This window comes from Telmatospirillum sp. J64-1 (assembly GCF_006980715.1).
Classification (GTDB): Bacteria; Pseudomonadota; Alphaproteobacteria; order Rhodospirillales; family Magnetospirillaceae; genus Oleiliquidispirillum; species Oleiliquidispirillum nitrogeniifigens.
The window spans coordinates 45696-65610 of the sequence record NZ_SBHN01000021.1 but is presented as its reverse complement, the minus strand read 5'-3'; the positions used below and the strand labels follow the sequence as shown (position 1 = coordinate 65610).

At 67.1% G+C, this 19915-nt stretch carries 18 protein-coding genes; 3 read left to right on the top strand and 15 right to left on the bottom strand.

Annotated features, from left to right (window positions below; genetic code table 11):
- Positions 1-30: 30 nt before the first annotated feature.
- The 3 genes from atpA to EPD66_RS18225 all read right to left on the bottom strand — a co-directional run bounded on the left by atpA (position 31) and on the right by EPD66_RS18225 (position 4629).
- Positions 31-1563: a F0F1 ATP synthase subunit alpha gene (atpA, locus tag EPD66_RS18235; RefSeq protein WP_142849946.1), complete on the bottom strand. Its 1533-nt coding sequence runs from the start codon at positions 1561-1563 to the stop codon at positions 31-33.
- Positions 1563-2117, bottom strand: a complete 555-nt coding sequence (locus tag EPD66_RS18230) for a F0F1 ATP synthase subunit delta (RefSeq protein WP_142849945.1) — start codon at positions 2115-2117, stop codon at positions 1563-1565. The genes atpA and EPD66_RS18230 overlap by 1 nt, the downstream gene beginning before the upstream one ends.
- A 295-nt stretch (positions 2118-2412) precedes the next feature.
- A complete protein-coding gene (locus tag EPD66_RS18225; protein ID WP_142849944.1) occupies positions 2413-4629 on the bottom strand; it encodes a primosomal protein N' in 2217 nt (738 codons plus the stop codon).
- A gap of 97 nt (positions 4630-4726) precedes the next feature.
- On the opposite strand from EPD66_RS18225, the gene fsa reads away from it, so the two are divergent.
- The 3 genes from fsa to EPD66_RS18210 are packed head-to-tail and all read left to right on the top strand — an operon-like array spanning position 4727 to position 7052.
- Positions 4727-5389 carry a fructose-6-phosphate aldolase gene (fsa, locus tag EPD66_RS18220; protein WP_142849943.1) on the top strand — a complete coding sequence of 221 codons (663 nt, stop codon included), beginning with the start codon at positions 4727-4729 and terminating at the stop codon, positions 5387-5389.
- Positions 5390-5394: 5 nt separating this feature from the next.
- The gene (locus tag EPD66_RS18215; protein ID WP_142849942.1) at positions 5395-6117 is read left to right on the top strand and encodes a DUF484 family protein; all 723 of its coding nucleotides are present in this window, start codon (positions 5395-5397) and stop codon (positions 6115-6117) included.
- Positions 6096-7052, top strand: coding sequence for a tyrosine recombinase XerC (locus EPD66_RS18210; RefSeq protein ID WP_142849941.1), 957 nt, complete (start codon positions 6096-6098; stop codon positions 7050-7052). The genes EPD66_RS18215 and EPD66_RS18210 overlap by 22 nt, the downstream gene beginning before the upstream one ends.
- A gap of 230 nt (positions 7053-7282) precedes the next feature.
- Here the strand turns inward: EPD66_RS18210 and EPD66_RS18205 are convergent, their stop codons facing one another.
- The 12 genes from EPD66_RS18205 to rsfS all read right to left on the bottom strand — a co-directional run bounded on the left by EPD66_RS18205 (position 7283) and on the right by rsfS (position 19914).
- Positions 7283-8689: a PepSY domain-containing protein gene (locus tag EPD66_RS18205; protein WP_142849940.1), complete on the bottom strand. Its 1407-nt coding sequence runs from the start codon at positions 8687-8689 to the stop codon at positions 7283-7285.
- Between the two features lie 62 nt (positions 8690-8751).
- Positions 8752-9129: a hypothetical protein gene (locus EPD66_RS18200; RefSeq protein WP_142849939.1), complete on the bottom strand. Its 378-nt coding sequence runs from the start codon at positions 9127-9129 to the stop codon at positions 8752-8754.
- A 494-nt stretch (positions 9130-9623) separates the two neighbouring features.
- The gene (locus EPD66_RS18195; protein WP_142849938.1) at positions 9624-11021 is read right to left on the bottom strand and encodes a diguanylate cyclase; all 1398 of its coding nucleotides are present in this window, start codon (positions 11019-11021) and stop codon (positions 9624-9626) included.
- A gap of 91 nt (positions 11022-11112) precedes the next feature.
- Complete coding sequence (locus tag EPD66_RS18190; RefSeq protein WP_142849937.1) at positions 11113-11607, bottom strand: RNA pyrophosphohydrolase; 495 nt, start codon at positions 11605-11607, stop codon at positions 11113-11115.
- Positions 11607-13064: a divergent polysaccharide deacetylase family protein gene (locus EPD66_RS18185; RefSeq protein ID WP_142849936.1), complete on the bottom strand. Its 1458-nt coding sequence runs from the start codon at positions 13062-13064 to the stop codon at positions 11607-11609. The genes EPD66_RS18190 and EPD66_RS18185 overlap by 1 nt, the downstream gene beginning before the upstream one ends.
- 28 nt (positions 13065-13092) lie before the next feature.
- A complete protein-coding gene (locus EPD66_RS18180) occupies positions 13093-14472 on the bottom strand; it encodes a S41 family peptidase (RefSeq protein ID WP_142849935.1) in 1380 nt (459 codons plus the stop codon).
- Positions 14469-15782, bottom strand: a complete 1314-nt coding sequence (locus EPD66_RS18175; protein WP_255448564.1) for a murein hydrolase activator EnvC — start codon at positions 15780-15782, stop codon at positions 14469-14471. Before EPD66_RS18175 ends, EPD66_RS18180 begins: the two co-directional genes overlap by 4 nt.
- Positions 15769-17355: a 2,3-bisphosphoglycerate-independent phosphoglycerate mutase gene (gene gpmI / locus EPD66_RS18170; protein ID WP_142849987.1), complete on the bottom strand. Its 1587-nt coding sequence runs from the start codon at positions 17353-17355 to the stop codon at positions 15769-15771. Before gpmI ends, EPD66_RS18175 begins: the two co-directional genes overlap by 14 nt.
- Before the next feature lie 58 nt (positions 17356-17413).
- On the bottom strand, positions 17414-18427 hold the full coding sequence (locus EPD66_RS18165) for a hypothetical protein (RefSeq protein ID WP_142849934.1): 1014 nt from the start codon (positions 18425-18427) through the stop codon (positions 17414-17416).
- Positions 18428-18490: 63 nt separating this feature from the next.
- Positions 18491-19012, bottom strand: coding sequence for a hypothetical protein (locus tag EPD66_RS18160; protein ID WP_142849933.1), 522 nt, complete (start codon positions 19010-19012; stop codon positions 18491-18493).
- Positions 19013-19103: 91 nt separating this feature from the next.
- A complete protein-coding gene (rlmH, locus tag EPD66_RS18155; protein WP_142849932.1) occupies positions 19104-19562 on the bottom strand; it encodes a 23S rRNA (pseudouridine(1915)-N(3))-methyltransferase RlmH in 459 nt (152 codons plus the stop codon).
- Positions 19563-19572: 10 nt separating this feature from the next.
- A complete protein-coding gene (rsfS, locus tag EPD66_RS18150) occupies positions 19573-19914 on the bottom strand; it encodes a ribosome silencing factor (RefSeq protein ID WP_142849986.1) in 342 nt (113 codons plus the stop codon).
- Between the last annotated feature and the right edge of the window lies 1 nt (position 19915).

Below are 19915 nucleotides of genomic sequence, written 5' to 3'. Positions count from 1 at the left end.
GCGTTAACTCTCGGTCGTGGGCCGGCGGCCTTAGGCGAAGGTCTTGACGAAGCCGTCGAGGAAGGCCTTGAGCTTTTCCTCGATCTCGGGGGTCAGCGCCTTGGCGCTGCGGATCCCTTCGAGAATTTCCGGCTGGCGGGACTTCATGTCCGACAGCAGCGAGGATTCGAAGCGCTGGATCTGGTTGACCGGCAGCTTGTCGAGATAGCCCTTCACGCCGCTATAGATCGACACGACCTGCTCTTCGACCGGCATTGGCGCGAACTGCTTCTGCTTCAGCAGCTCGGTCAGACGGGTGCCGCGAGCCAGCAGGCGCTGGGTCGAGGGGTCGAGGTCGGAGGCGAACTGCGCGAAGGCGGCCATTTCGCGATACTGGGCCAGTTCCAGCTTAATCGAGCCGGCGACCTGCTTCATCGCCTTGATCTGGGCGGCGGAGCCGACGCGCGACACCGACAGGCCGACGTTCACGGCGGGGCGGATGCCCTTATAGAACAGGTCGGTTTCCAGGAAGATCTGGCCGTCGGTGATCGAGATCACGTTGGTCGGAATGTAGGCCGAGACGTCGTTGGCCTGGGTTTCGATGACCGGCAGGGCGGTCAGCGAACCGGCGCCATGCTCGTCGTTCATCTTGGCCGCGCGTTCCAGCAGGCGGGAGTGCAGGTAGAACACGTCGCCCGGATAGGCTTCACGGCCCGGCGGACGGCGGAGCAGCAGCGACATCTGGCGATAAGCCACGGCCTGCTTCGACAGATCGTCATAGATGATGACGGCATGCATGCCGTTGTCGCGGAAGTATTCGCCCATGGCGGCACCGGCATAGGGCGCCAGGAACTGCAGCGGGGCCGGCTCGGAGGCGGTGGCGGCCACGACGATGGAGTATTCCATCGCGCCGTAGTCTTCCAGCTGCTTGACGATCTGGGCGACGGTCGAACGCTTCTGACCGACGGCGACGTAGATGCAGAACATCTTCTGCTTCTCGTCGGTGGTCTGGTCGTTGAAATTCTTCTGGTTGATGATGGTGTCGACCAGGACGGCGGTCTTGCCGGTCTGACGGTCACCGATCACCAGTTCGCGCTGGCCGCGGCCGATCGGGATCAGGGCGTCGATGGCCTTGATGCCGGTCTGCATGGGCTCGTGCACCGACTTGCGCGGGATGATGCCCGGGGCCTTGACTTCGACGCGCGAGGTGCGGGTCGCGTTCAGCGGACCCTTGCCGTCGATGGGATTGCCCAGCGCGTCGACGACGCGGCCGAGCAGTTCCGGACCGACCGGCACTTCAACGATGGCGCCGGTCCGCTTGACGGTGTCGCCTTCCTTGATGCCCTGGTCGCTGCCGAAGATCACGACACCGACATTGTCGGTTTCGAGGTTCAGCGCCATGCCCTTGATGCCGCCGGGAAACTCGACCATCTCGCCGGCCTGGACCTTGTCCAGACCATGGATACGGGCGATGCCGTCGCCGACCGAGAGAACCTGGCCGACCTCGGCGACTTCCGCCTCGGTGCCGAAATTGGCGATCTGTTCCTTAAGGATAGCGGAGATTTCCGCGGCGCGGATTTCCATCACCCAACCCCTTTCATAGCGAGCTGAAGCCGTTGCAGCTTCGTGCGAAGCGAGCTGTCAACCATACGGGAGCCAACCTTGACCACCATGCCGCCGAGCAGGGCCGGGTCGACACTGACATCGAGCGAGACGTTGCCACCGACAACCTTCTTCAAAGAGGCGGCGAGGGCGGTCCGTTGGGATTCGTTAAGTTCGGTGGCCGAGGCCACTTGAGCGACGACCTCGCCGCGGCGGGCGGAGAGTCGGTCGAGATAGGCCCGGATCATGCCTTCCAGGGCGGAAAGACGGCGATTCTTGGCGACGAGGCCGAGGAAACGCTGCGTCAGATCCTGGAAGCCGGCCTTGGCGGCCAGGGCGGCGATAGCCTTTTCCTGATCGGCCCGGCTGATGACCGGGCTGGTGAGAGCGCGGCGCAGGTCCGCGCTGCTGGCGAGCATGGCCTTGAGAGCCTTGAGGTCTGCCGCGATCTGGTCGAGCGACCCTTGGGTCTCGGCCAATTCGAAAAGCGCGGCGGCGTAGCGTTCGGCGATAGCGCCTGTCGGTTCGGATGACACCGGGACGGTCCCTCAGAAGTAGCCGTAACGAGCTTCAGCGGTAATAACAGAAGATTTTGTTATTACACGCGTTTTCGGCGCCGGCGGCAGGCCGCCCCCCTTGGCGCGTGGGTTAACTAGCATATCGGGGTAGAGGTTGCAAGCAGGGCCGGTGCCAAATTTCGCAAGACGCCTAGTCATTTGACCCTTGTCAAGGGCCTGGGAGAAGGCTGCTTCCACCGCGCATATGCCATAGGCCAGAGCCCAGGTCGAGGGGTTATCCGCACCCCACCCATTTGGGTGAGTGACCTCGACTTTAGAGGAAGGAAAAAGGGTCGACATCCACTTGCACGCGCACCGCCGGGTCCTGCTCCACCCCGGCCAGCCAGCGCCGCAGCACGGTCTGGATGGCGACGTCGCGGGACGTCTTGAGCAGCAGGCGGCGGCGGTGGCGTCCGCGCAGCAGCGCCATGGGCGCCGGAGCGGGGCCGAGAACGTCCAGACCCGGCCCGTGGGGCGCGGCCCGGCCCAGGGCGCGGGCCATGCGTTCGACCCGCGCTTCGTCGGCGCCCGAGACGATCAGGGCGGCGAGGCGGCCGAAGGGCGGCATGCCGGCGGCGCGGCGCTGCTCGGTCTCCTCGCGGATGAAGCCTTCGTGGTCGCCGCGCGCCAGGGCCTGCATCACCGGATGATCGGGCTCGAAGCTTTGCAGCAGCACCCGGCCCGGACGTTCGGCGCGGCCCGCGCGGCCCGCCACCTGGGACAGCAGCTGATAGGTGCGTTCGGCGGCGCGCAGGTCGCCCCCCGACAGGCCGAGATCGCCGTCCACCACGCCGACCAGGGTCAGCATGGGAAAGTGATAGCCCTTGGCGACGATCTGGGTGCCGATCAGCAGGTCGATCTCGTGCTCGGTGACCTGCCGTACCAGCTCCGCCCCCTGGGCCGGGCTGGTGATCGTGTCGCTGGCCATCACCGCCCAGCGTGTGTCGGGGAAGCGGTGCGCCACTTCCTCGGCCAGACGTTCGACGCCCGGGCCGCAGGGGACCATGCTGTCTTCATCCCCGCAGGACGGGCATTCCTTGGGCGAGGGCTGGCTGTGGCCGCAATGGTGGCATTGCAGCCGTCCCAGCAGCCGGTGTTCGACCAGCCAGGCGGTGCAATTGGGGCATTGCAGGCGGTGGCCGCAGGTGCGGCACAGGGTCAGCGGGGCATAGCCGCGCCGGTTCAGGAACAGCATGGCCTGCTCGCCCGCCGCCAGGGTCTGTTCCACCGCCTCGGCCAGGACCGGCGAGATCCACTGCCCGCGCGGCGGCGGATGCTTGCGCATGTCGATGATGGACAGGTCCGGCATGCCCGCCCCGCCATGGCGTTCGGGCAGGTGCAGATGGCGGTATTTTCCCGCCCGCACATTATAAAGTGTCTCCAGCGACGGCGTGGCCGAAGCCAGGACCACCGGATGGCCGCCCAGATGGCCACGCACCACCGCCATGTCGCGGGCATGATAGATGACGCCTTCCTCCTGCTTGAAGGAGGATTCATGTTCTTCGTCGACGATGATCAGGCCCAAATCGGGGAAGGGCAGGAACAGCGCCGAGCGGGCGCCGACGACCACCTTGCCGCGTCCCTCGGCGACCGCCCGCCAGGTCTCGCGGCGCTGGGCCTGGCCCAGATCGGAATGCCATTGCAGCGGCGGTGCGCCGAAGCGGCGGGCGAAGCGTTCCAGCCATTGCGCCCCCAGGGCGATTTCCGGCAGCAGGACCAGCACCTGCTGGCCCTGTTCCAGGGCGGCGGCCATGGCCTCGAAATAGACCTCGGTCTTGCCCGAGCCGGTGACGCCTTCCAGCACCACCGCCGAGAAGCTGCGCCCCTGCACCCGCGCCACCATGTCGGCCGCCGCTTCACGCTGGGCGGCGGACAGGGTGGGGCCGGGACGGTGCCAGTCGGGCTGCGACTCGGCGACCGGGTCCAGCGGCACCTGTTCCAGCGCCCCGGCCTCGACCAGCCCGCGGACCACCGCTGGTCCCACCCCGGCCTGCTTGGCCAGTTCCGAGGCGGCGATGGGGGCGGAGCGGGCGGCGGCTTCCAGCACCTTCATGCGTGCGGGCGTCATGCGCAGGCCCAGGCTGGCCGGTTCCGCCGCCGGTTTGACGCCGAGGACGGGACGCGCCGGTTCCAGGGCGGCGGGCACGCTCATCGCCATCTTCAGCACCGTGCCGGGCAGCGCCAGGGTATAGGCGGCGACCCAATCCACCAGCTTGCGCAGGGGCTCGGGCATCGGTGGCACGTCCAGGCGGCGGCGTACCGGCTTCAGGCGCTTGGCGTCGATGGAGCCCTCGCCGGGCGCCCAGACCACGCCCACCACCTCGCGTCCGCTCAGGGGGACGACGACGAAATCGCCATAGCCCAGATTCATGCCCGGCGGAACGGTATAGTCATAAGGTGCGGACAGCGGCAAAGGCAGCAGAACGGCAACCCGTTCGCCCGATACGAAGGGGAGGTAGAGGGGCTCTGAACTGGCAAGGTGTGAAGGCATGGGCTACACTCTAGCCGCCGCGCGCGCCGCAGGCCAGCGGGCCCGTGCGCTTTGCTGCGTCAACCTCCCAATTGGAAACGTTTGGAAGACTTGCTCCATGAAATTCTTCGTCGATACGGCCGACCTTGGGGAAATCCGCAGCCTGGCCGAAGCCGGCATGGTGGATGGCGTCACCACCAATCCCTCCATCATCGCCAAGACCGGCCGTAACTTCCTGGACGTGGTGCGCGAGATCTGCGACCTCGTCCCCGGCCCGATCAGCGCCGAGGTCGCCGCCACCGATTACGAGACGATGCTCAAGGAAGGCCGCCTGCTGGCCAAGCTGGCCGACAATGTCTGCGTCAAGGTGCCGCTGACGCCGGCGGGCCTACGCGTCTGCCGCGAGCTGTCGAAGGAAGGCACACAGGTCAACGTCACGCTGTGCTTCTCGGCCGGTCAGGCGATCCTGGCGGCCAAGGCGGGGGCCACCTTCGTTTCGCCCTTCGTCGGGCGTTTCGACGACATCTCCACCGAGGGCATGGCGCTGATCGCCGATATCGTCCAGATCTACAACAACTATCCGCATTTCACCACCGAAGTGCTGGTCGCGTCCGTGCGCCATCCGGTCCATGTGGTCCAGGCCGCCAAGCTGGGCGCGGACGTCGTCACCATGCCGCCCAAGGTGGTCCGTCAGATGTATGAACATCCGCTGACCGACAAAGGTCTGGCCGCGTTCATCGCCGATTGGGAAAAGACCGGCCAGTCGATCCTGGGGTCCTGATCCGTATGAAGCATGATGCTGGCGACCGCCGTTCGGACCTGAACGGCGGGCCGTCCGAGGACGAGGTGCTGGACTATCTGAGCCGGCACCCGGATTTTCTGCAACGTCATCCGCAGCTCTTGTCCCTGTTGGCGGCGCCCAGCCGCCCGCAGGGCGAGGGCGTGGCCGACATGCAGGCCTTCATGATCGAGCGGCTGCGCGACCAGCTCGACGAGATGCGCGGCTGCGCCGAGGGGCTGATCGCCACGACGCGGGACAGCATGGCCAGCCTGTCGCGCATCCACCGGGCGGCCCTGGCGGTACTGGCCGCCGAAGGGCTGGAACAGGTGGCCGAGATGCTGGGCCACGACTTGCCCCAGCTGCTGGACGTGGACATGGTGTCGCTGGCCGTGGAAGTGGGCGAGCGGGCCATTCCCGAACTGGCCGTGCCGGGGCTGAAGCTGCTGCCCGTGGGGGCGGTGGACCGCATCATGGGACTGCCGGGGCGTTCCGTCCTGCTGCTGCCCGATGGCGGCGGCGACGGCGACGTCTTCGGCGAAGCGGCGGCAACCGTGGCCTCGGCGGCCTTCGTCCGGCTGGCGCCCTGCAGCCGGGCCCCGGTGGGGCTGCTGGCCCTGGGCTCGCGCGAGGAGGGCAGCTTCCATGCCGGGCAGGGCTCGGAATTGCTGTGCTTCCTGGCACGGATCGTCGAACGGACTTTGGGACGATGGCTCGAGAACGGGGAGTGATCCATTTCGTCGCCGACGGGGCGCTGCTGGAGGCTGTCGAGTCCTGGCGGACCTGGCTGGCCGACGAGCGCCGCGCCTCGTCCCATACGCTCGACGGCTATGGCCGTGACCTGGCGGCCTTCCTGACATTCCTGGCCGAGCATCTGGGCGAGACGCCGCGCCTGGAAGACCTGTCCGCCCTGACGCCCGCCGACTTCCGCGCCTTCCTCGCCCGCCGCTCGGGCGAGGGGATCTCGCGCAGTTCCGTGGCGCGCGGCATGTCCACCCTGCGCAGCTTCTTCCGGTTCCTCGACCGGCTGGGCAAGGTCCATAATCCGGCGGTCGAGGCCGTGCGCGCGCCGCGCCCGCCGCGTTCCGTGCCCAAGCCGCTGAAGGAGGACGAGGCGCTGGAGGCGCTGCACACGGTCGGCGAGCTGCATGACGAGCCCTGGCTGGCCGCCCGCGACGTCGCCCTGTTCACCCTGCTCTATGGCTGCGGCCTGCGTATCGGCGAGGCGCTGGACCTGACGCGCGGCACTCGTCCCACCGCGCAAAGCATGATCATCACCGGCAAGGGGCGGAAGCAGCGCGTGGTGCCGGTCCTGCCGGTGGTGCGCGAGGCGGTCGAGGATTATCTGCGCCTCTGTCCCTTTCCCGGCGATGACGACAGCCCGCTTTTCCTCGGCGCGCGCGGCGCCCGCCTCAATCCCGGCGTGGTCCAGCGCCAGATGCGCCGCCTGCGCGACCTGCTGGGCCTGCCGGAAACCGCCACGCCCCACGCCCTGCGCCACAGCTTCGCCACCCATCTCCTGGCCGGCGGCGGTGACTTGCGCACCATCCAGGAATTGCTCGGCCATGCCTCGCTCAGCACGACGCAGCGCTATACCGAGGTGGATGCCGCCAAGCTGACCGCCGTCTACGACGAGGCCCATCCCCGCGCCCGGGCCAAGGAATAAGGCAGCGTGCGTCAAATGTGACGCATTCTGAGACTTGTGGCCGTTGAGGCTGCGGCCAATTTTCCTCGTCACTCCCGCGAAAGCGGGAGCCCATGGAGCCGCTTCATCCATATCTGGCGGCTGACATCTCCATGAGCTCCAGCATGGACCCCCGCTTTCGCGGGGGTGACGCTGAGGTTACAGCCTGACGTGGAAAAACTGCATCACGGTCTTAAAAGGGGCCTGATGCTCTAGGAGCCTCCTTTCTCAGGCTGACGGACGGCCATGCGCCAGCGCGCGAGATCGATCAGCAGGAACAGAGCGAGGCTGCCGCCGACCAGGGGCAGGGCCCATCCCAGGGCGAGGGAGACCAGCACCGTCAGCGATTTCAGCGGCAGCGACAGCCGGGACCATCTCTGGATCAGGGTCTGCGGCGGCGCGCCGGGGGCGGGGCGTCTCTGCCACCAGATGCGGTAGCCATAGAGGATCGTGACACTGAGCGCGGTGCCGAGCGCCGCCATGAGGATCTGGCTGGGGACACCGAACAGGATGCCCATATGCAGGTCGATCCCCCAGCGGATCAGCTTGGCGACCAGGGGGAAGGTCTCGAAATCGGCGCGGCTGGTGACCGTCATGCTGCGCGGGTCGATGGCGATGGTATCCACCTGCGTCGGCCAGGAGCGATCATATTCCCGCACCAGCCAGGCCTGACCGCTGGAGCGGGGAGGGCGGATTTCGAGCATGGCCGAATCCAGCCCCGCCGCGCGCGAGACGGCATGGATGCGATCCAGTTGCGCGATATGGGCCGCCGCCGGACCGGCTCCGGCTTCTGCCGCCGAGGGCTCATGATCGTGGTGGGCATGGCCGCTGGCGGCGTTTCCTTCGTCCAGGGCGAGCGAGACGGACGGCGTGATCCATCCGACGGCCGCCCGGAATTGGTCGACGCGGCCGCCGGCCCATTGCGACCAGGTGATGCCGGTGGCCGACACAAAGACCGCGCCCAGCGCCACCCATATGCCGACCAGGGCGTGAAGACGGCGGGTGCGCAGGGCGGGATTGCTTTTTCGCCGTCCGGCCTTGTGGATGTCGCGGCGCCACCACCACAGCATCACCCCGCCGAGCGTGGCGATCCACAGCCAGGACGCCGCAAGCTCGCTGTAATGACGCCCGAAATCCCCCAGCATGAGATTGCGGTGCAGGTAGTCGATCCGGGTGCGGAAGGGCAGGATGCCGCTGGTGCCGTAGACGATCAGGTCGCCCCTGATGTCCAGTGTCACCGGATCGACGAAGATGGCGCGGCTTTCCGAGGGGCCGAGGCCCGCTTCGCTGAACATGACGCGCGTGGTCCATCCCGGCCCAGGCGCTGGCCTGACGGTGAAGAAGGTGGGCTCATCCCCGATGAAGCGTCGCGCCGCTTCGGCCTGGGCCGCCAGGGGCTGGCTTTCTCCGGCGGAGGATGTGCGCAATTGCTCGCGGTAGAGATGGTCTTCGATCTGCGGCGTCAGGACGTAAAGCGTGCCCGTGACCGCCGCGATCAGGACGAAGGGGCCGACGAAAAGCCCGATATAGAAATGCAGCCGCGTGATGAATGCCTTGAATTCCACCCCGGCGGAAGGACCGGCGGTTTCGCCGCTGCGCGGCGGTGTCGTGTTGATCATGAGTCTTCTCCATAGGCGCAAAAACGAGCCGAGCGCAGGCGCATCGGCTTCCGGTTCAGGCGTCAGAAGGAGAAGGAGGGCGGCGCCCGGGCTTCCGGGACCCTGCCGGGATCGGCGGGCGGCGCCCGGCTGATCTGGTCGGAGCGGGCGATCCTGGTCTCGGCTCCCAGGTCGAAGACGACGGCATGGGCCTCGGCGGAAACCATGGGGGCGGCGGCGCAGGCCGCCTGGCAGACGGCCGAGCAGGACGTATGGGCAAGATCCTGCAGCGGATGGGCGGTGTCGGGAGCGGTATTGCCCTGGAAGGAGCACAGGATGAAGGGCAGGCCGGATTGTGGAACGGCCATGGCCGCATGGGCATAGGCGGTGATCAGCCCGTGGACGACGAGGACATAGCTGATCGTGGCGGCCAGCAGCACCGCCTTGAACCGGTCAGCCATGATGTCCCTGATCCCATGCATGCTTCCTAGATGACATCGCGCAAAGGTTTTGTCACGGCAAGAGGTGCTGCCGGACAGGAAACATGCGCAAAGGAGGAAGACAGGAAATTACCTTTTTTCCGCCCCAATCCCGTCCTCACCTTGCCCAGAACGGGCGGTAGAACGGCAGGGTAGACAGGAACGGAGGCGATGATGACTCGCATTCTGATGGCGATCTGGACCGTGATCACCCGCGAACCCGGCCCGCGCGTGGCGCGCTGAGCCGGGGGAACGGCCCTGCAAGGCGGGGCTGCTGATAAAGCCGGTTCCGCCTGCACCCAATCGTCACCCCCGCGAAAGCGGGGGGCCATGTGGGGGCTGGTGGAGAGGCGAACCGCTCAAGTCCGATGCTGCGCGTGGATTCCCGCTTTCGCGGGAATGACGATGAAAGTCCCATGAGGTCCAGAAGCCGGCAGCTTCTGGCAGGCTTGGACGGAGCCGGGGAATATCAAGGCTTACTCCACTCCCGCCAGCACGCAGCGTCCCTTGCCGCCCTGCTTGGCCTTGCGCAGGGCGGCATCGGCGCGGGTGATCATGCGGGAATAATCGGGATGGCCGTCATGGACGGCGATGCCGATGCTGGCATTCAGATGGATGCCTTCGCCGCCGCTGAGACGGAAAGAATGGGCGGCGATGCGCTGACGCAGTTCTTCAGCGATGCGCAGGGCCTGCTCGGCATTGACGTCGGACAGCAGGACCAGGAATTCGTCGCCGCCATAGCGGAAGACGAAGTCCCCGGCGCGGACGGTGTTGCTGATCAGTTCGGCCGCCTGGCACAAGGCGGCATCGCCCTTGTCCTGGCCGAAGCGGTCGTTGAGCGGCGCGAAGGAATCCAGGTCGATCAGCAGCAGGCCGTAGGCGATGCCGTGACGATTGGACAGCTCGGTCTCCCGCTGGATGATGGTCGGCAGATAGCGGCGATTGAACAGCTTGGTCAGGGGGTCGCGCCCGGCCTCCATCTCCAGCGTGCGCTCGATCAGGGAGGACAGCAGCCAGTTGGCCTGGGTGACGGCGTCGTTGAGATCCAGGACGGCATCGTTGAAATCCCCGCTCAAGCCCTTGGGACGCGCGGCGACGGCGCGCAGCATGGCGACTTCGATCCGTTCCATCTGACCCTTGAGGTTGCGCACCTCGATGCCTTCCTGCAGCAGCAGGTCGGCCTTGTGGGTCAGCCATAGGCCGAAATCCGACTGGCGCACCGACAGGTTCTGCGCCGCCAGGGGGGAGGGGCTCTGATAAAGCGTGGTCAGCACCTTGCGCAGCCAGTCCAGCAGGCCCGAACGCAGGCGCTCGCATTCGATGGCGAGGTTGCTGCTGACGGCATTCATCTTCAACGACTGGGCGCGGCGTTCGTTGGTCACCAGGTCGCTGACATAGCTTTCCTGCATCAGCGATCCGGCGGTATCCATCATCTCGTCCACCAGGATCACCAGATTGGCGGCATCCTCGCGGTCGATGGGGGCGGCGAGCAGGCGGCGGAAGATTTCCCGCTTCAGGATGCGGGTGCCGAAGCTGACCAGATGGGCGGGCACGTTGATGCGGGCATGGACGGTGCCGACATCGAGCTGCCGCTGGATATGGGCGGCCAGATCGGCGGGGCCGCGCGGGCGGAACATGTCCCGCAGCCAGGCCGCCATGGAAAAGCGCAGATGGCGGCTGACGATCTCGTGGTTGAGCAGATGCTCGGTGCCTTTGTGGCTCAGCAATTCCGCATAGAAGGTGTCGGCGATGGTGTCGGCGACCGGATCGATCACCGATTGGGCCACGCCCAGCAGCTTTTCGTCGGCGGATTCGTGGAAGCGGATCAGAAGGTCGCGATAAGTCTCGCGAATAGAATTCGCCCGTTCCTGCATGACCCCTTGTCCCTTTCGCGTTTCCCACCCATCCGGGAAAAGCCCTAGGGATCATACTGTCTTGTGGGCGCGCCTCAAGCGTTATGTTGCGTTACGAAGGATGCCCCGCCAGGCGGCGGGCCAGAGGCAGGAATTCCGCCACGACCTGATCGTAAAGCGGACGCTTGAAGGGAACGATCAGGCCCGGCAGGCTGTCCAGCGGCAGCCATTTCCAGTCGCTGAATTCGGGATGGGTGGTGGCGATGTCGATATCGGTATCCCGGCCCAGGAAGCGCATGGCGAACCATTTCTGCTTCTGGCCGCGATAGCGCCCCTTCCACACCTTGGCGCGGATGTCCTCGGGCAGGTCGTAGCTCAGCCAGCCCGCGCTTTCGGCGATGATCTCGGCCTTGGCGGTGCCCACTTCCTCTTCCAGTTCGCGCAAGGCGGCACTGCGCGGATCCTCGCCCTCGTCGATGCCGCCCTGGGGCATCTGCCAAGCGTCGCCGGGAGTGTCGATGCGCTTGGCGGCCAGGACCAGCCCCTGGTCGTTAAACAGGACGATGCCCACGCCCAGGCGATAGGGCAGGGACGCGACATCCGCCATCACAGGGCTCCGGTGGGGGGGACGGGTGGCGGTTCGGCCAGCGCCGACAGCGGGGCGAGAACGACGCCGCGCGACTTCAGCGTGGCCTCCCAATGCAGCAGGCGTTGCAGGCTGACCGGCGTGGGGCGCAGCACGACGACGGCGCGGCCGGTATCGCGGGCGGTGGCCTCGGCCAAGGCGAGACGGGCGTCGATAAAATCGGCGAAGGGCTGCTCGTCGGCCAGAACCGGACGCGGGGCCAGGGCGGGACGCCGCGAGTCCGGAATGTCGGCGGGCAGATCGCCCAGCCACAACAGGCCGCGTTCCTTCACCTCGCCCAGGATCTCGGGCATTTGCGGCGCATCGGCGAGGCGGGTGACCAGCGGCGCGTTGAGGCCGACATAGGAGGCGCCACGGCTGAGCACCTGTTCCAGCCGGTCGCGGTTGCGGTCGGTGCTGAGGCTGGAAAGCAGGGCATAGGGGCCGGGATCGCGGGCGGGGAAGCCCGGCGTCTCCATGGGCAGGTCCAGCATTACCTCGTGCCCGGCCATCCGGGCGCGGCGCATCCACTGGTCCAGCATGCTGGCATAGGGGCTGAAGGACAGGGTGACTTCGGGCGGCAGCTTCTCGATCACCGCTTCCGTCGCCTCGCGCCGCATGCCCAGATCGGACATGACCACGGCGACGCGCGGCGTGGGGTCTTCAACGGCGAAGGGCCGCGCATAGACCTGCCAGCTTTGATGGCCTTCGCGGCCGATGACCGGCACTTGGCCGTAGCGCGATGCCGCCAGCATGGCGACATGGGGGCCTTCGGGCAGGGGGGCGGTGGGACCCCAGTCGAGCAGGTCGGCGAAGCGGGGCGGTTCCGCATCCTCGCGCAGCCGGGCCACCACCGGCTCGACGATGCTCAAGGCCGGGGGCTGGGCAGCCTCGGCAGGGGCCGCGGCTTCGGCGGCGTCAGAGGGTTCTTCGGCCTGCGGCGCCGCGGCGGTGTCCGTGGAGGGGGCGGGAGTCTCGGGTGCGGCCTCCGGCGGCAGCGCCATCTCGGCAACCGGCGGCGGAGAGGGCTCGGCTTCTTCCCCCGGAGCCTCTTCCGCAAGGATTTCGCCGTCGGCGGGCTCTTCCGCCGGGGCCGGTTCCGCGGAGGCGGCCTGTTCGTCGTTCAGCCAGGGCCGCCGCTCCAGCGAGCGCTCGTCAAGCCTGTCCTGCCGGGGGGCAACGGCACCCGGCGGGGTCAGGAGCGAGGTGCGGATATCTTCCGGCCCGCCGCGCGGCGGCATGGGCATGGAAATGGAAATGGAGCTGGAGCCGCTGCCGCTGAAGGCGGCAAAGCCGCCCAGGGTCAGGTGATAGCTGCCATAGGCGAGAACGCCCGCGCCGGCCAGCGCAAGCGCCCCCAGTGCAACCGGGCGGAGGAAGCCACGGCCGGAAGAGACATCTCTCTTCCGACCGCCCGGTGTCGATTTCGGTGTGGCCACAGTCCTGCCGCCCAGAGTGTTGTTGACGTTACTGCTGCGTCTGGTTCTGCGTCGTCGTCACGTGACCCTGATACAGAGCCAAACCGCGCAGCAAGTCAAGGGCTCGCGCCAACTGGTAGTCCTGGGACGGGTCCTCGCCCGGACGGGCGACCTCGCCGGGGGTGGCTTCGCCTTCCGGCACCACCTGGGACTGCGGCTCGCCTTCGCCTTGCAGCGGGGCGGGCGACGGCGGCACGGTGGTCTGGCCGTTGTTCTGCTCGTTCATCAGGGCGCCGCGCAGATCGGCTTCCGAACGCCGGTCGTTGGCCAGCGTCTCGATGCGGGCCTGCTGCACCAGGATGTCGGGCTCGATGCCGACGGCCTGGATCGAACGGCCCGACGGCGTGTAGTAGCGCGCGGTGGTCAGGCGCATCGCACCCTGGCCGGGCAGCGGGATGATGGTCTGGACCGAGCCCTTGCCGAAGGACTTGGTGCCCAGGACGATGGCGCGGCGGTGATCCTGCAGCGCACCGGCGACGATTTCCGAGGCCGAGGCGGAACCGTCATTGATCAGCACCACGATCGGCAGGCCTTCGGCCAGATCGCCGGGACGGGCGTTGAAGCGCTGGGTGTCTTCCTCGCGGCGCGAACGGGTGGAGACGATCTCGCCGCGCTCGAGGAAGGCGTCGGACACGGCGATGGCCTGGTCGAGCAGGCCGCCCGGATTGTTGCGCAGGTCGAGCACATAGCCGGCGGGCTTGCCGTTCAGCTGCTTGCGGATGTCGGAGATGGCCGCGCGCACGCCCTGTTCGGTATGTTCGTTGAAGGTATTGATCCGGATGTAGCCGATATCGCCCTCGACGCGGTGGCGCACCGCCTGGACGCGCACGATGGCGCGGGTCAGGGTGACGTCGAAGGGTTCGGCGCCGTTGCGGCGGATGGTCAGGCGGATGTCCGTGTTCACCGGGCCGCGCATGCGCTCGACGGCGTCCGACAGCGTCAGGCCCATGATCTGCTCGCCATCCAGATGGGTGATCAGGTCGCCCGGCTGGATGCCGGCGCGGAAGGCCGGGGTGTCGTCGATCGGCGAGACCACCTTGACCACGCCGTTTTCCATCGAGACTTCAATGCCAAGGCCACCGAATTCGCCCTTGGTCTGAACCTGCATGTCGCGGAAGCCCCGGGTGTCCAGATAGGACGAATGGGGATCCAGGGAGGTCAGCATGCCGTTGATGGCCGCTTCGATCAGCTCCTGGTCCGTAACTTCCTCGACATACTCGCTCCGCACGCGCTCGAACACGTCGCCGAAGAGATTCAGCAGTCGGTAGGTATCAGCATTATTGGCATTGGCTGCGACTGCGGGAGCAGACACAGTTTGAAACGCCAGCAGAGCCGTAGTGCTCGCCGCGATCAGGAATGCACGATTCATCCGGTGACCTTATCCTTGCGTGCCGCCAGCCAAGACATTGGATTGACGGGCTGACCATTGTGACGCATTTCCACATAGAGGGTCGGCCTCCCCTCGCCCTGCCCCATACGTCCGACCGGTTCCCCGGCCACGAGGCGCTGGCCCACTGTGCCGTCGATCTGGCCAAGGCCAGCGAGGAGGGTATGATATCCCTCGCCGTGCTCGATGATCAAGAGTTGTCCATAACCCCTGAAGGGTCCGGCAAACACCACCAGACCGTCATGTGGCGCCACCACTTGTGCGCCATTTCTCGTCTCAATCAAGAGACCTTTGTGGGTAGAGCCCGTTTCACTGCGATCTCCGTAGCGCGCCTTGATGCTGCCGCTGACGGGATAGGGCATCTGGCCCCGCGCCGCCGTAAACGGACGTCCCGCCGCGACCGCCTGGGCCGGCGCCGGGGGCGGCTCGGCCTTGGGCGGCGGCGGTTGCCGTCCGGCCTTGAGGGCGGCCGCCTGGGCTTCGCGTTCGGCGGCTTCGCGGGCGGCCTTCTCGGCGGCGGCCCTGGCCCGGGCCTCGGCTTGGCGGCGCTGGCGCTCCTCCTCCAGCTTGACCATCAATTCGCGCAGATCCTGCGCCTCGGCGGCCATGCGCTGGACCCGCTTCGCGGTCTCCTGGGTCTGCGCCTCGGTGCGCTGCTGGAGCTGCGCCTTGCGCTCGACCAGCGTCTTGATGCGCCGGTGCTCGCTGTCGATCTGCCCCGTCACCGCCGAGATGCGCAGGCGCTGCTTGCCGATATCGGCGCGCAATTCCCGCAGGCTGTCCAGTTCGTCGGCCAGGTCCTTGGCCGATTCCTCGATCTGCGGCACCGCCGAGCGCAGCAGGATGGCGCTGCGCACGGTATCGGCGGGCGAGGTCGGCTGGGCGATCAGCGCCTCGGAGGGGCGCCAGGCCAGGCGTTGCAGCGCCGTCAGCACATTGGTCATCTGCTCGCGCCGACGCTCCAGGGCGCGGGCCTTGGTGGCCTCCTCGCGCGTCAGTTCCTGAAGCTGTTCCTCCAGCCGGGACAAGGTCTCTTCATGGCCCTGGACGACCTTGGCCGCCTCGATCATCTCGGCGCGCAGCTTGTTCAGTTCCTCGGTCAGGGCCTGGGCCTGGCGCCGCAACGCTTCCTGTTCGGCGCGGCCCTTCTCCAGGGCGCGTTCCAGTTCCTTCAGGCGTCGGTCGGGCGGCGGGTTCTGCGCCAGGGCAGAACCCGTCTCGCCCGCCATCAGAAGGGCCGCCAGAAACAGGGCGGCGGCCCCATCGGTCAATCGCCTGTCAAGCCGTCGCACGATTTCCTGCTGATCTAGGTTCGGCCGCTGTCGCCAGCAAGGGATGGCCGGTCATCTCCGCCGGCTGGGGAAGGCCCATCAGCGACAGCACGGTCGGCGCGATATCGGCGAGGCGGCCGTTGCGCAGGCCCGTTACATGGCGCGGAGCATTGATCAGCAGCAGCGGCACCGCGCCGGTGGTATGGGCGGTATGCGGCTGGCCGGTGGAGGCGTCGGCCATCTGTTCCGCATTGCCGTGGTCGGCGGTGATCAGCATCACGCCCCCGGCCCGGATCACGGCCTGTTCCAGACGGCCCAGGCAGCCATCCACCGCCTCGGCGGCCTTGATGGCGGCGCTCAGGATGCCGCTATGGCCGACCATGTCGCCATTGGCGTAGTTGACCACGATCAGGTCGTATTTGCCGCTGTCGATGGCCTCGACCAGCTTGTCGGTCACTTCCGGGGCCGACATCTCCGGCTGCAGGTCGTAGGTCGCCACCTTGGGGCTGGGCACCAGGATGCGGTCCTCGCCTGGGAAGACCTGCTCGCGCCCGCCGTTGAAGAAGAAGGTGACGTGGGCGTATTTCTCGGTTTCGGCGATGCGCAGCTGGGTCAGGCCGTGCTCGCAGATCACCTCGCCCAGGATTTCCGTCAGCTGCTCGGCGGGGAACAGGGCGGGCAGGAAGGCATTGAGTTCGCGCGAATATTCGACCATGCCGACGCGGACGGAGAAGTCCGGGCGGGCGGCGCGCTCGAAGCCGTCGAAGGCCGGATCGACCAGCGCGGCCAGGATCTCGCGGGCGCGGTCGGCGCGGAAATTGCCCATCAGCAGGCCGTCGCCGTCCTTCATGCCGGTGAAATCGCCGATCACGGTGGGCAGCATGAATTCGTCGGTCTTGCCCGCCTCGTAGGATTGGACGATGGCGCCGAGCGCGTCGGCGGCGCGCTCGCCCTTGGCCAGGGTCATGGCGTCATAGGCAAGCTGCACGCGGTCCCAGCGCTTGTCGCGGTCCATGGCGTAATAGCGGCCCGAGACGGTGGCGATGGCGACGTCGAAGCCGTCCACGTCGGCGAGGAATTTCGCCACGTAATCCTTGGCCGAGGAGGGCGGAGTATCGCGGCCGTCGAGGAAGGCGTGGACCATCACCTTGACGCCGGCGCCGGCGACGATGCGCGCCAGGGCGGCCAGGTGGTCCTGGTGGCTATGCACCCCGCCGGGCGACATCAGGCCCATCAGATGACAGACGCCGCCGGTGTCTCGCAGGGTGCCGATCATGTCGATCAGCGTCTGGTTGGCGGCCAGCGAGCCGTCGGCCACGGCCTGGTCGATGCGCGGCAGGTCCTGCATGACCACGCGACCGGCGCCCAGATTCATGTGTCCGACTTCCGAATTGCCCATCTGCCCCTCGGGCAGTCCGACCTGAAGCCCCGAGGTTTCGATGAAGGAACGCGGGCAATCGCGCATCAGCCGGTCCCAATTGGGTGTGTCGGCCAGGGCGATGGCGTTGTTGTCGCGCTCCTCCCGATGGCCCCAGCCATCGAGGATGCAGAGAACGACAGGGCGAGGGCGGCGGTTCTTGTCAGTGTCAGTCATCATGCGCGTCTATATAGGCCGGGTTGAGGGGCTATACCATTCCCGCAGGTGCGGAATGTCAAGCCGTCGCTGGCATTTTCTCGGCGCAGCGGCCGTGCTGGACTTCCAGCACTTGGGTGACCGGAGCGCTGCCGTCCAGTCCCAGCACCATCAACTTTCCGCGCGCTGCGTTGGCGACCACGGCGACGCGGGTGCGCGTGCACAGGACCGGCGGCTGCAGCCAGTCGAAGCCGTCGGGCAGCGCCGCCATCGCCGCCAGGGCCTCGCGCCGGGCTGTGCTGTGCTGGACGAAGGGGCGGCGCGCGGCCCGGCGCCGGGCCTTGTCGTCCAGGCTCTGCCAGTGATTGGCGCAGATCACCTCGCCGTAATGCAGGGCCGCGGTGTCGGGCATGCGCTCGATGATGCAGCCCTGATCGGGATGCAGGCCGCTGACGGTGAAGAAGATCGGAACGGGGATGGGGGTGTCGCGCAGCATCGCCACCGCCTCGTCGAAATCGCGGGCCTGTTCGCAAACCCGGCGCAGAAGATGGGCGCCGGGCAGGGCGCGCGAGGCCAGGAAATGGCGCTTCTGCTGTGCCCATTCGCCGAGCAGCGGCATTTCCGGATAGCGGTGGCGCGGCTGGTTGATCGCCACCGAGAAGCGTCCCGGCGCCATCGCCGTCAGCACCCCGGCGAAACCCGGCCAGGTGACGGAATAGTAAGCCCCCGCCGGTCCCTCGGTGCGATGGACCAGCAGATTCTCGCCCAGGCCGCGGAAATTCCAGTCCAGCGTGCGCAGCATGCGGTTGCCCAGGCCGTCGGGGGCGGGCAGGGCCGCCGTGGTGCAGCCCCATTCGACGCTGAGATTGAGCATATGCACGCCCGGCTGTCCCAGGGTCTCCGCCATCTCGTCCAATTCGGGCAGCAGGGGATTTTCGGCCCGCGCCAGCCAGCCGCGCGCATGGCGGTCGGCCAGGGTCAGCATCGGCCTGCCGTAGCGCCGTCGTCCGGCATCGAGAAGGGTGCGGGCGGCCTCAAGTCGCGCCGCCATGATCTGGGGCACGCTGCCTTCGACAACAGGAATGGAAATCATGGGATAAACCCTAGCACAGGCCGGGGGCGTTCTTCCTGTGCGAATGCGAGGGAGTGGGCGCCGTCACGGCCCCAGCAGGCGGTCGACCTCTTCCTGGTCCAGGACCTTGGTGCTGCCGTGGATGACGGCATTGGCGAAATCCATCAGCTTCTGGATAGTGCGCGAGCATTCGCCGCAGAGATGGTGCAGATGCGCCGTCTCGGTGCCCGCCAGGATCGCCGCTTCGATGCGGGCGATGGATTGCGAGACATGCTCGTTCAGGTGGCCGATCACGTCCTCGAAGGAGCGCCGATAGGCCTCGGGCACATGATCATAGGCCTCGATCGCCAGGTCACGGTCGTGAAAGGCGGAGTCGCGGAAATGTTCCTGATAGCTTTTCGGCTGCCAGGCCTTGGCCTCGTCCAGCATGTCGGGCATGTCGGCCAGCATTTCCAGCAACATGACGATCTCGTTGAAATGGTTGAGATAGTCCGTTGCCAGCAGAGTCTGGGACGAAATGTTGGTGCCGGCCACACGCTCGCGCCAGACAAGATAGGCCTGATGCTGTTCCGGTGAAATGTCCTGAAGCCTCGCGGATTCGCTCATGTTCGCGTTAAGCCCTCCCCATACGCAATTGTCGCGGGTTCCGCGCGCCGTTACAACCCTTTCGGCGGGGGAGGTCGCTTTTCTGCAGGTTTCAGGCGCGATGATAGGGATGGCCCTGGCGGATGCTCTGGGCACGGTAGAGCTGTTCGGCCAGCATGGCGCGCACCAGCATGTGGGGCCAGGTCAGGGCGCCGAAGGACAGCAGCAAATCGGCCCGTGCCCGCACCGCTTCGCCATGGCCGTCGGCGCCGCCGATCAGGAAGGCCACGTCGGCCACGCCGTCATCCTGCCAGCGTCCCAGGATGTCGGAGAAGGCGGGCGAGGAAAGCGCCTTGCCGCGTTCGTCCAGGGCCACCACCCGCGCCCCCGAAGGCACGCAGGAGAGCAGCAATTCCGCTTCGCGCGCCATGCGGTCGGGCACGGCGAGCGGGCGTTTCTCTTCCACCTCGCGCAAGGCGAGGGGAAGCGTCAGGCGGCGGGCGTATTGCTCGTACAGCTCCCGTTCGGGGCCGGGCTTGCAGCGCCCCACCGCCGCCAGCAGATACCGCATGATGTCCGGCTCAGGCGCCCATTTGCTGCTGCATGGCCGGCTGCGGGGTTTGCAGGCCCCACATCTTCTCCAGCGCATAGAAGGCGCGCACTTCGGGCCGGAACAGATGGACGATGATGTCGCCCGCGTCCAGCAGGACCCAGTCGCCCTGTTGGATGCCCTCGGCGGCCACCTTCAGCCCCTTGGCCTTCAGCTTTTCCAGAAGATGCTGCGCCATCGCCCCGACCTGGCGCTGCGAGCGGCCCGAGGCCACCACCATGTGGTCGGCGATGCTGGACTTGCCGCGAAGATCGATCACGATGATGTCTTCGCCTTTGTCGTCGTCGATGGAGTTGACGACGGTTTCAACCAGA

Coding starts and splice junctions, on each gene's coding strand:
- atpA (WP_142849946.1), bottom strand. CDS start 1,563: ATGGAAATCCGCGCCGCGGAAATCTCCGCTATCCTTAAGGAACAGATC.
- EPD66_RS18225 (WP_142849944.1), bottom strand. CDS start 4,629: ATGCCTTCACACCTTGCCAGTTCAGAGCCCCTCTACCTCCCCTTCGTA.
- fsa (WP_142849943.1), top strand. CDS start 4,727: ATGAAATTCTTCGTCGATACGGCCGACCTTGGGGAAATCCGCAGCCTG.
- EPD66_RS18215 (WP_142849942.1), top strand. CDS start 5,395: ATGAAGCATGATGCTGGCGACCGCCGTTCGGACCTGAACGGCGGGCCG.
- EPD66_RS18210 (WP_142849941.1), top strand. CDS start 6,096: ATGGCTCGAGAACGGGGAGTGATCCATTTCGTCGCCGACGGGGCGCTG.
- EPD66_RS18205 (WP_142849940.1), bottom strand. CDS start 8,689: ATGATCAACACGACACCGCCGCGCAGCGGCGAAACCGCCGGTCCTTCC.
- EPD66_RS18200 (WP_142849939.1), bottom strand. CDS start 9,129: ATGGCTGACCGGTTCAAGGCGGTGCTGCTGGCCGCCACGATCAGCTAT.
- EPD66_RS18195 (WP_142849938.1), bottom strand. CDS start 11,021: ATGCAGGAACGGGCGAATTCTATTCGCGAGACTTATCGCGACCTTCTG.
- EPD66_RS18190 (WP_142849937.1), bottom strand. CDS start 11,607: ATGGCGGATGTCGCGTCCCTGCCCTATCGCCTGGGCGTGGGCATCGTC.
- EPD66_RS18180 (WP_142849935.1), bottom strand. CDS start 14,472: ATGAATCGTGCATTCCTGATCGCGGCGAGCACTACGGCTCTGCTGGCG.
- gpmI (WP_142849987.1), bottom strand. CDS start 17,355: ATGACTGACACTGACAAGAACCGCCGCCCTCGCCCTGTCGTTCTCTGC.
- EPD66_RS18165 (WP_142849934.1), bottom strand. CDS start 18,427: ATGATTTCCATTCCTGTTGTCGAAGGCAGCGTGCCCCAGATCATGGCG.
- EPD66_RS18160 (WP_142849933.1), bottom strand. CDS start 19,012: ATGAGCGAATCCGCGAGGCTTCAGGACATTTCACCGGAACAGCATCAG.
- rlmH (WP_142849932.1), bottom strand. CDS start 19,562: ATGCGGTATCTGCTGGCGGCGGTGGGGCGCTGCAAGCCCGGCCCCGAA.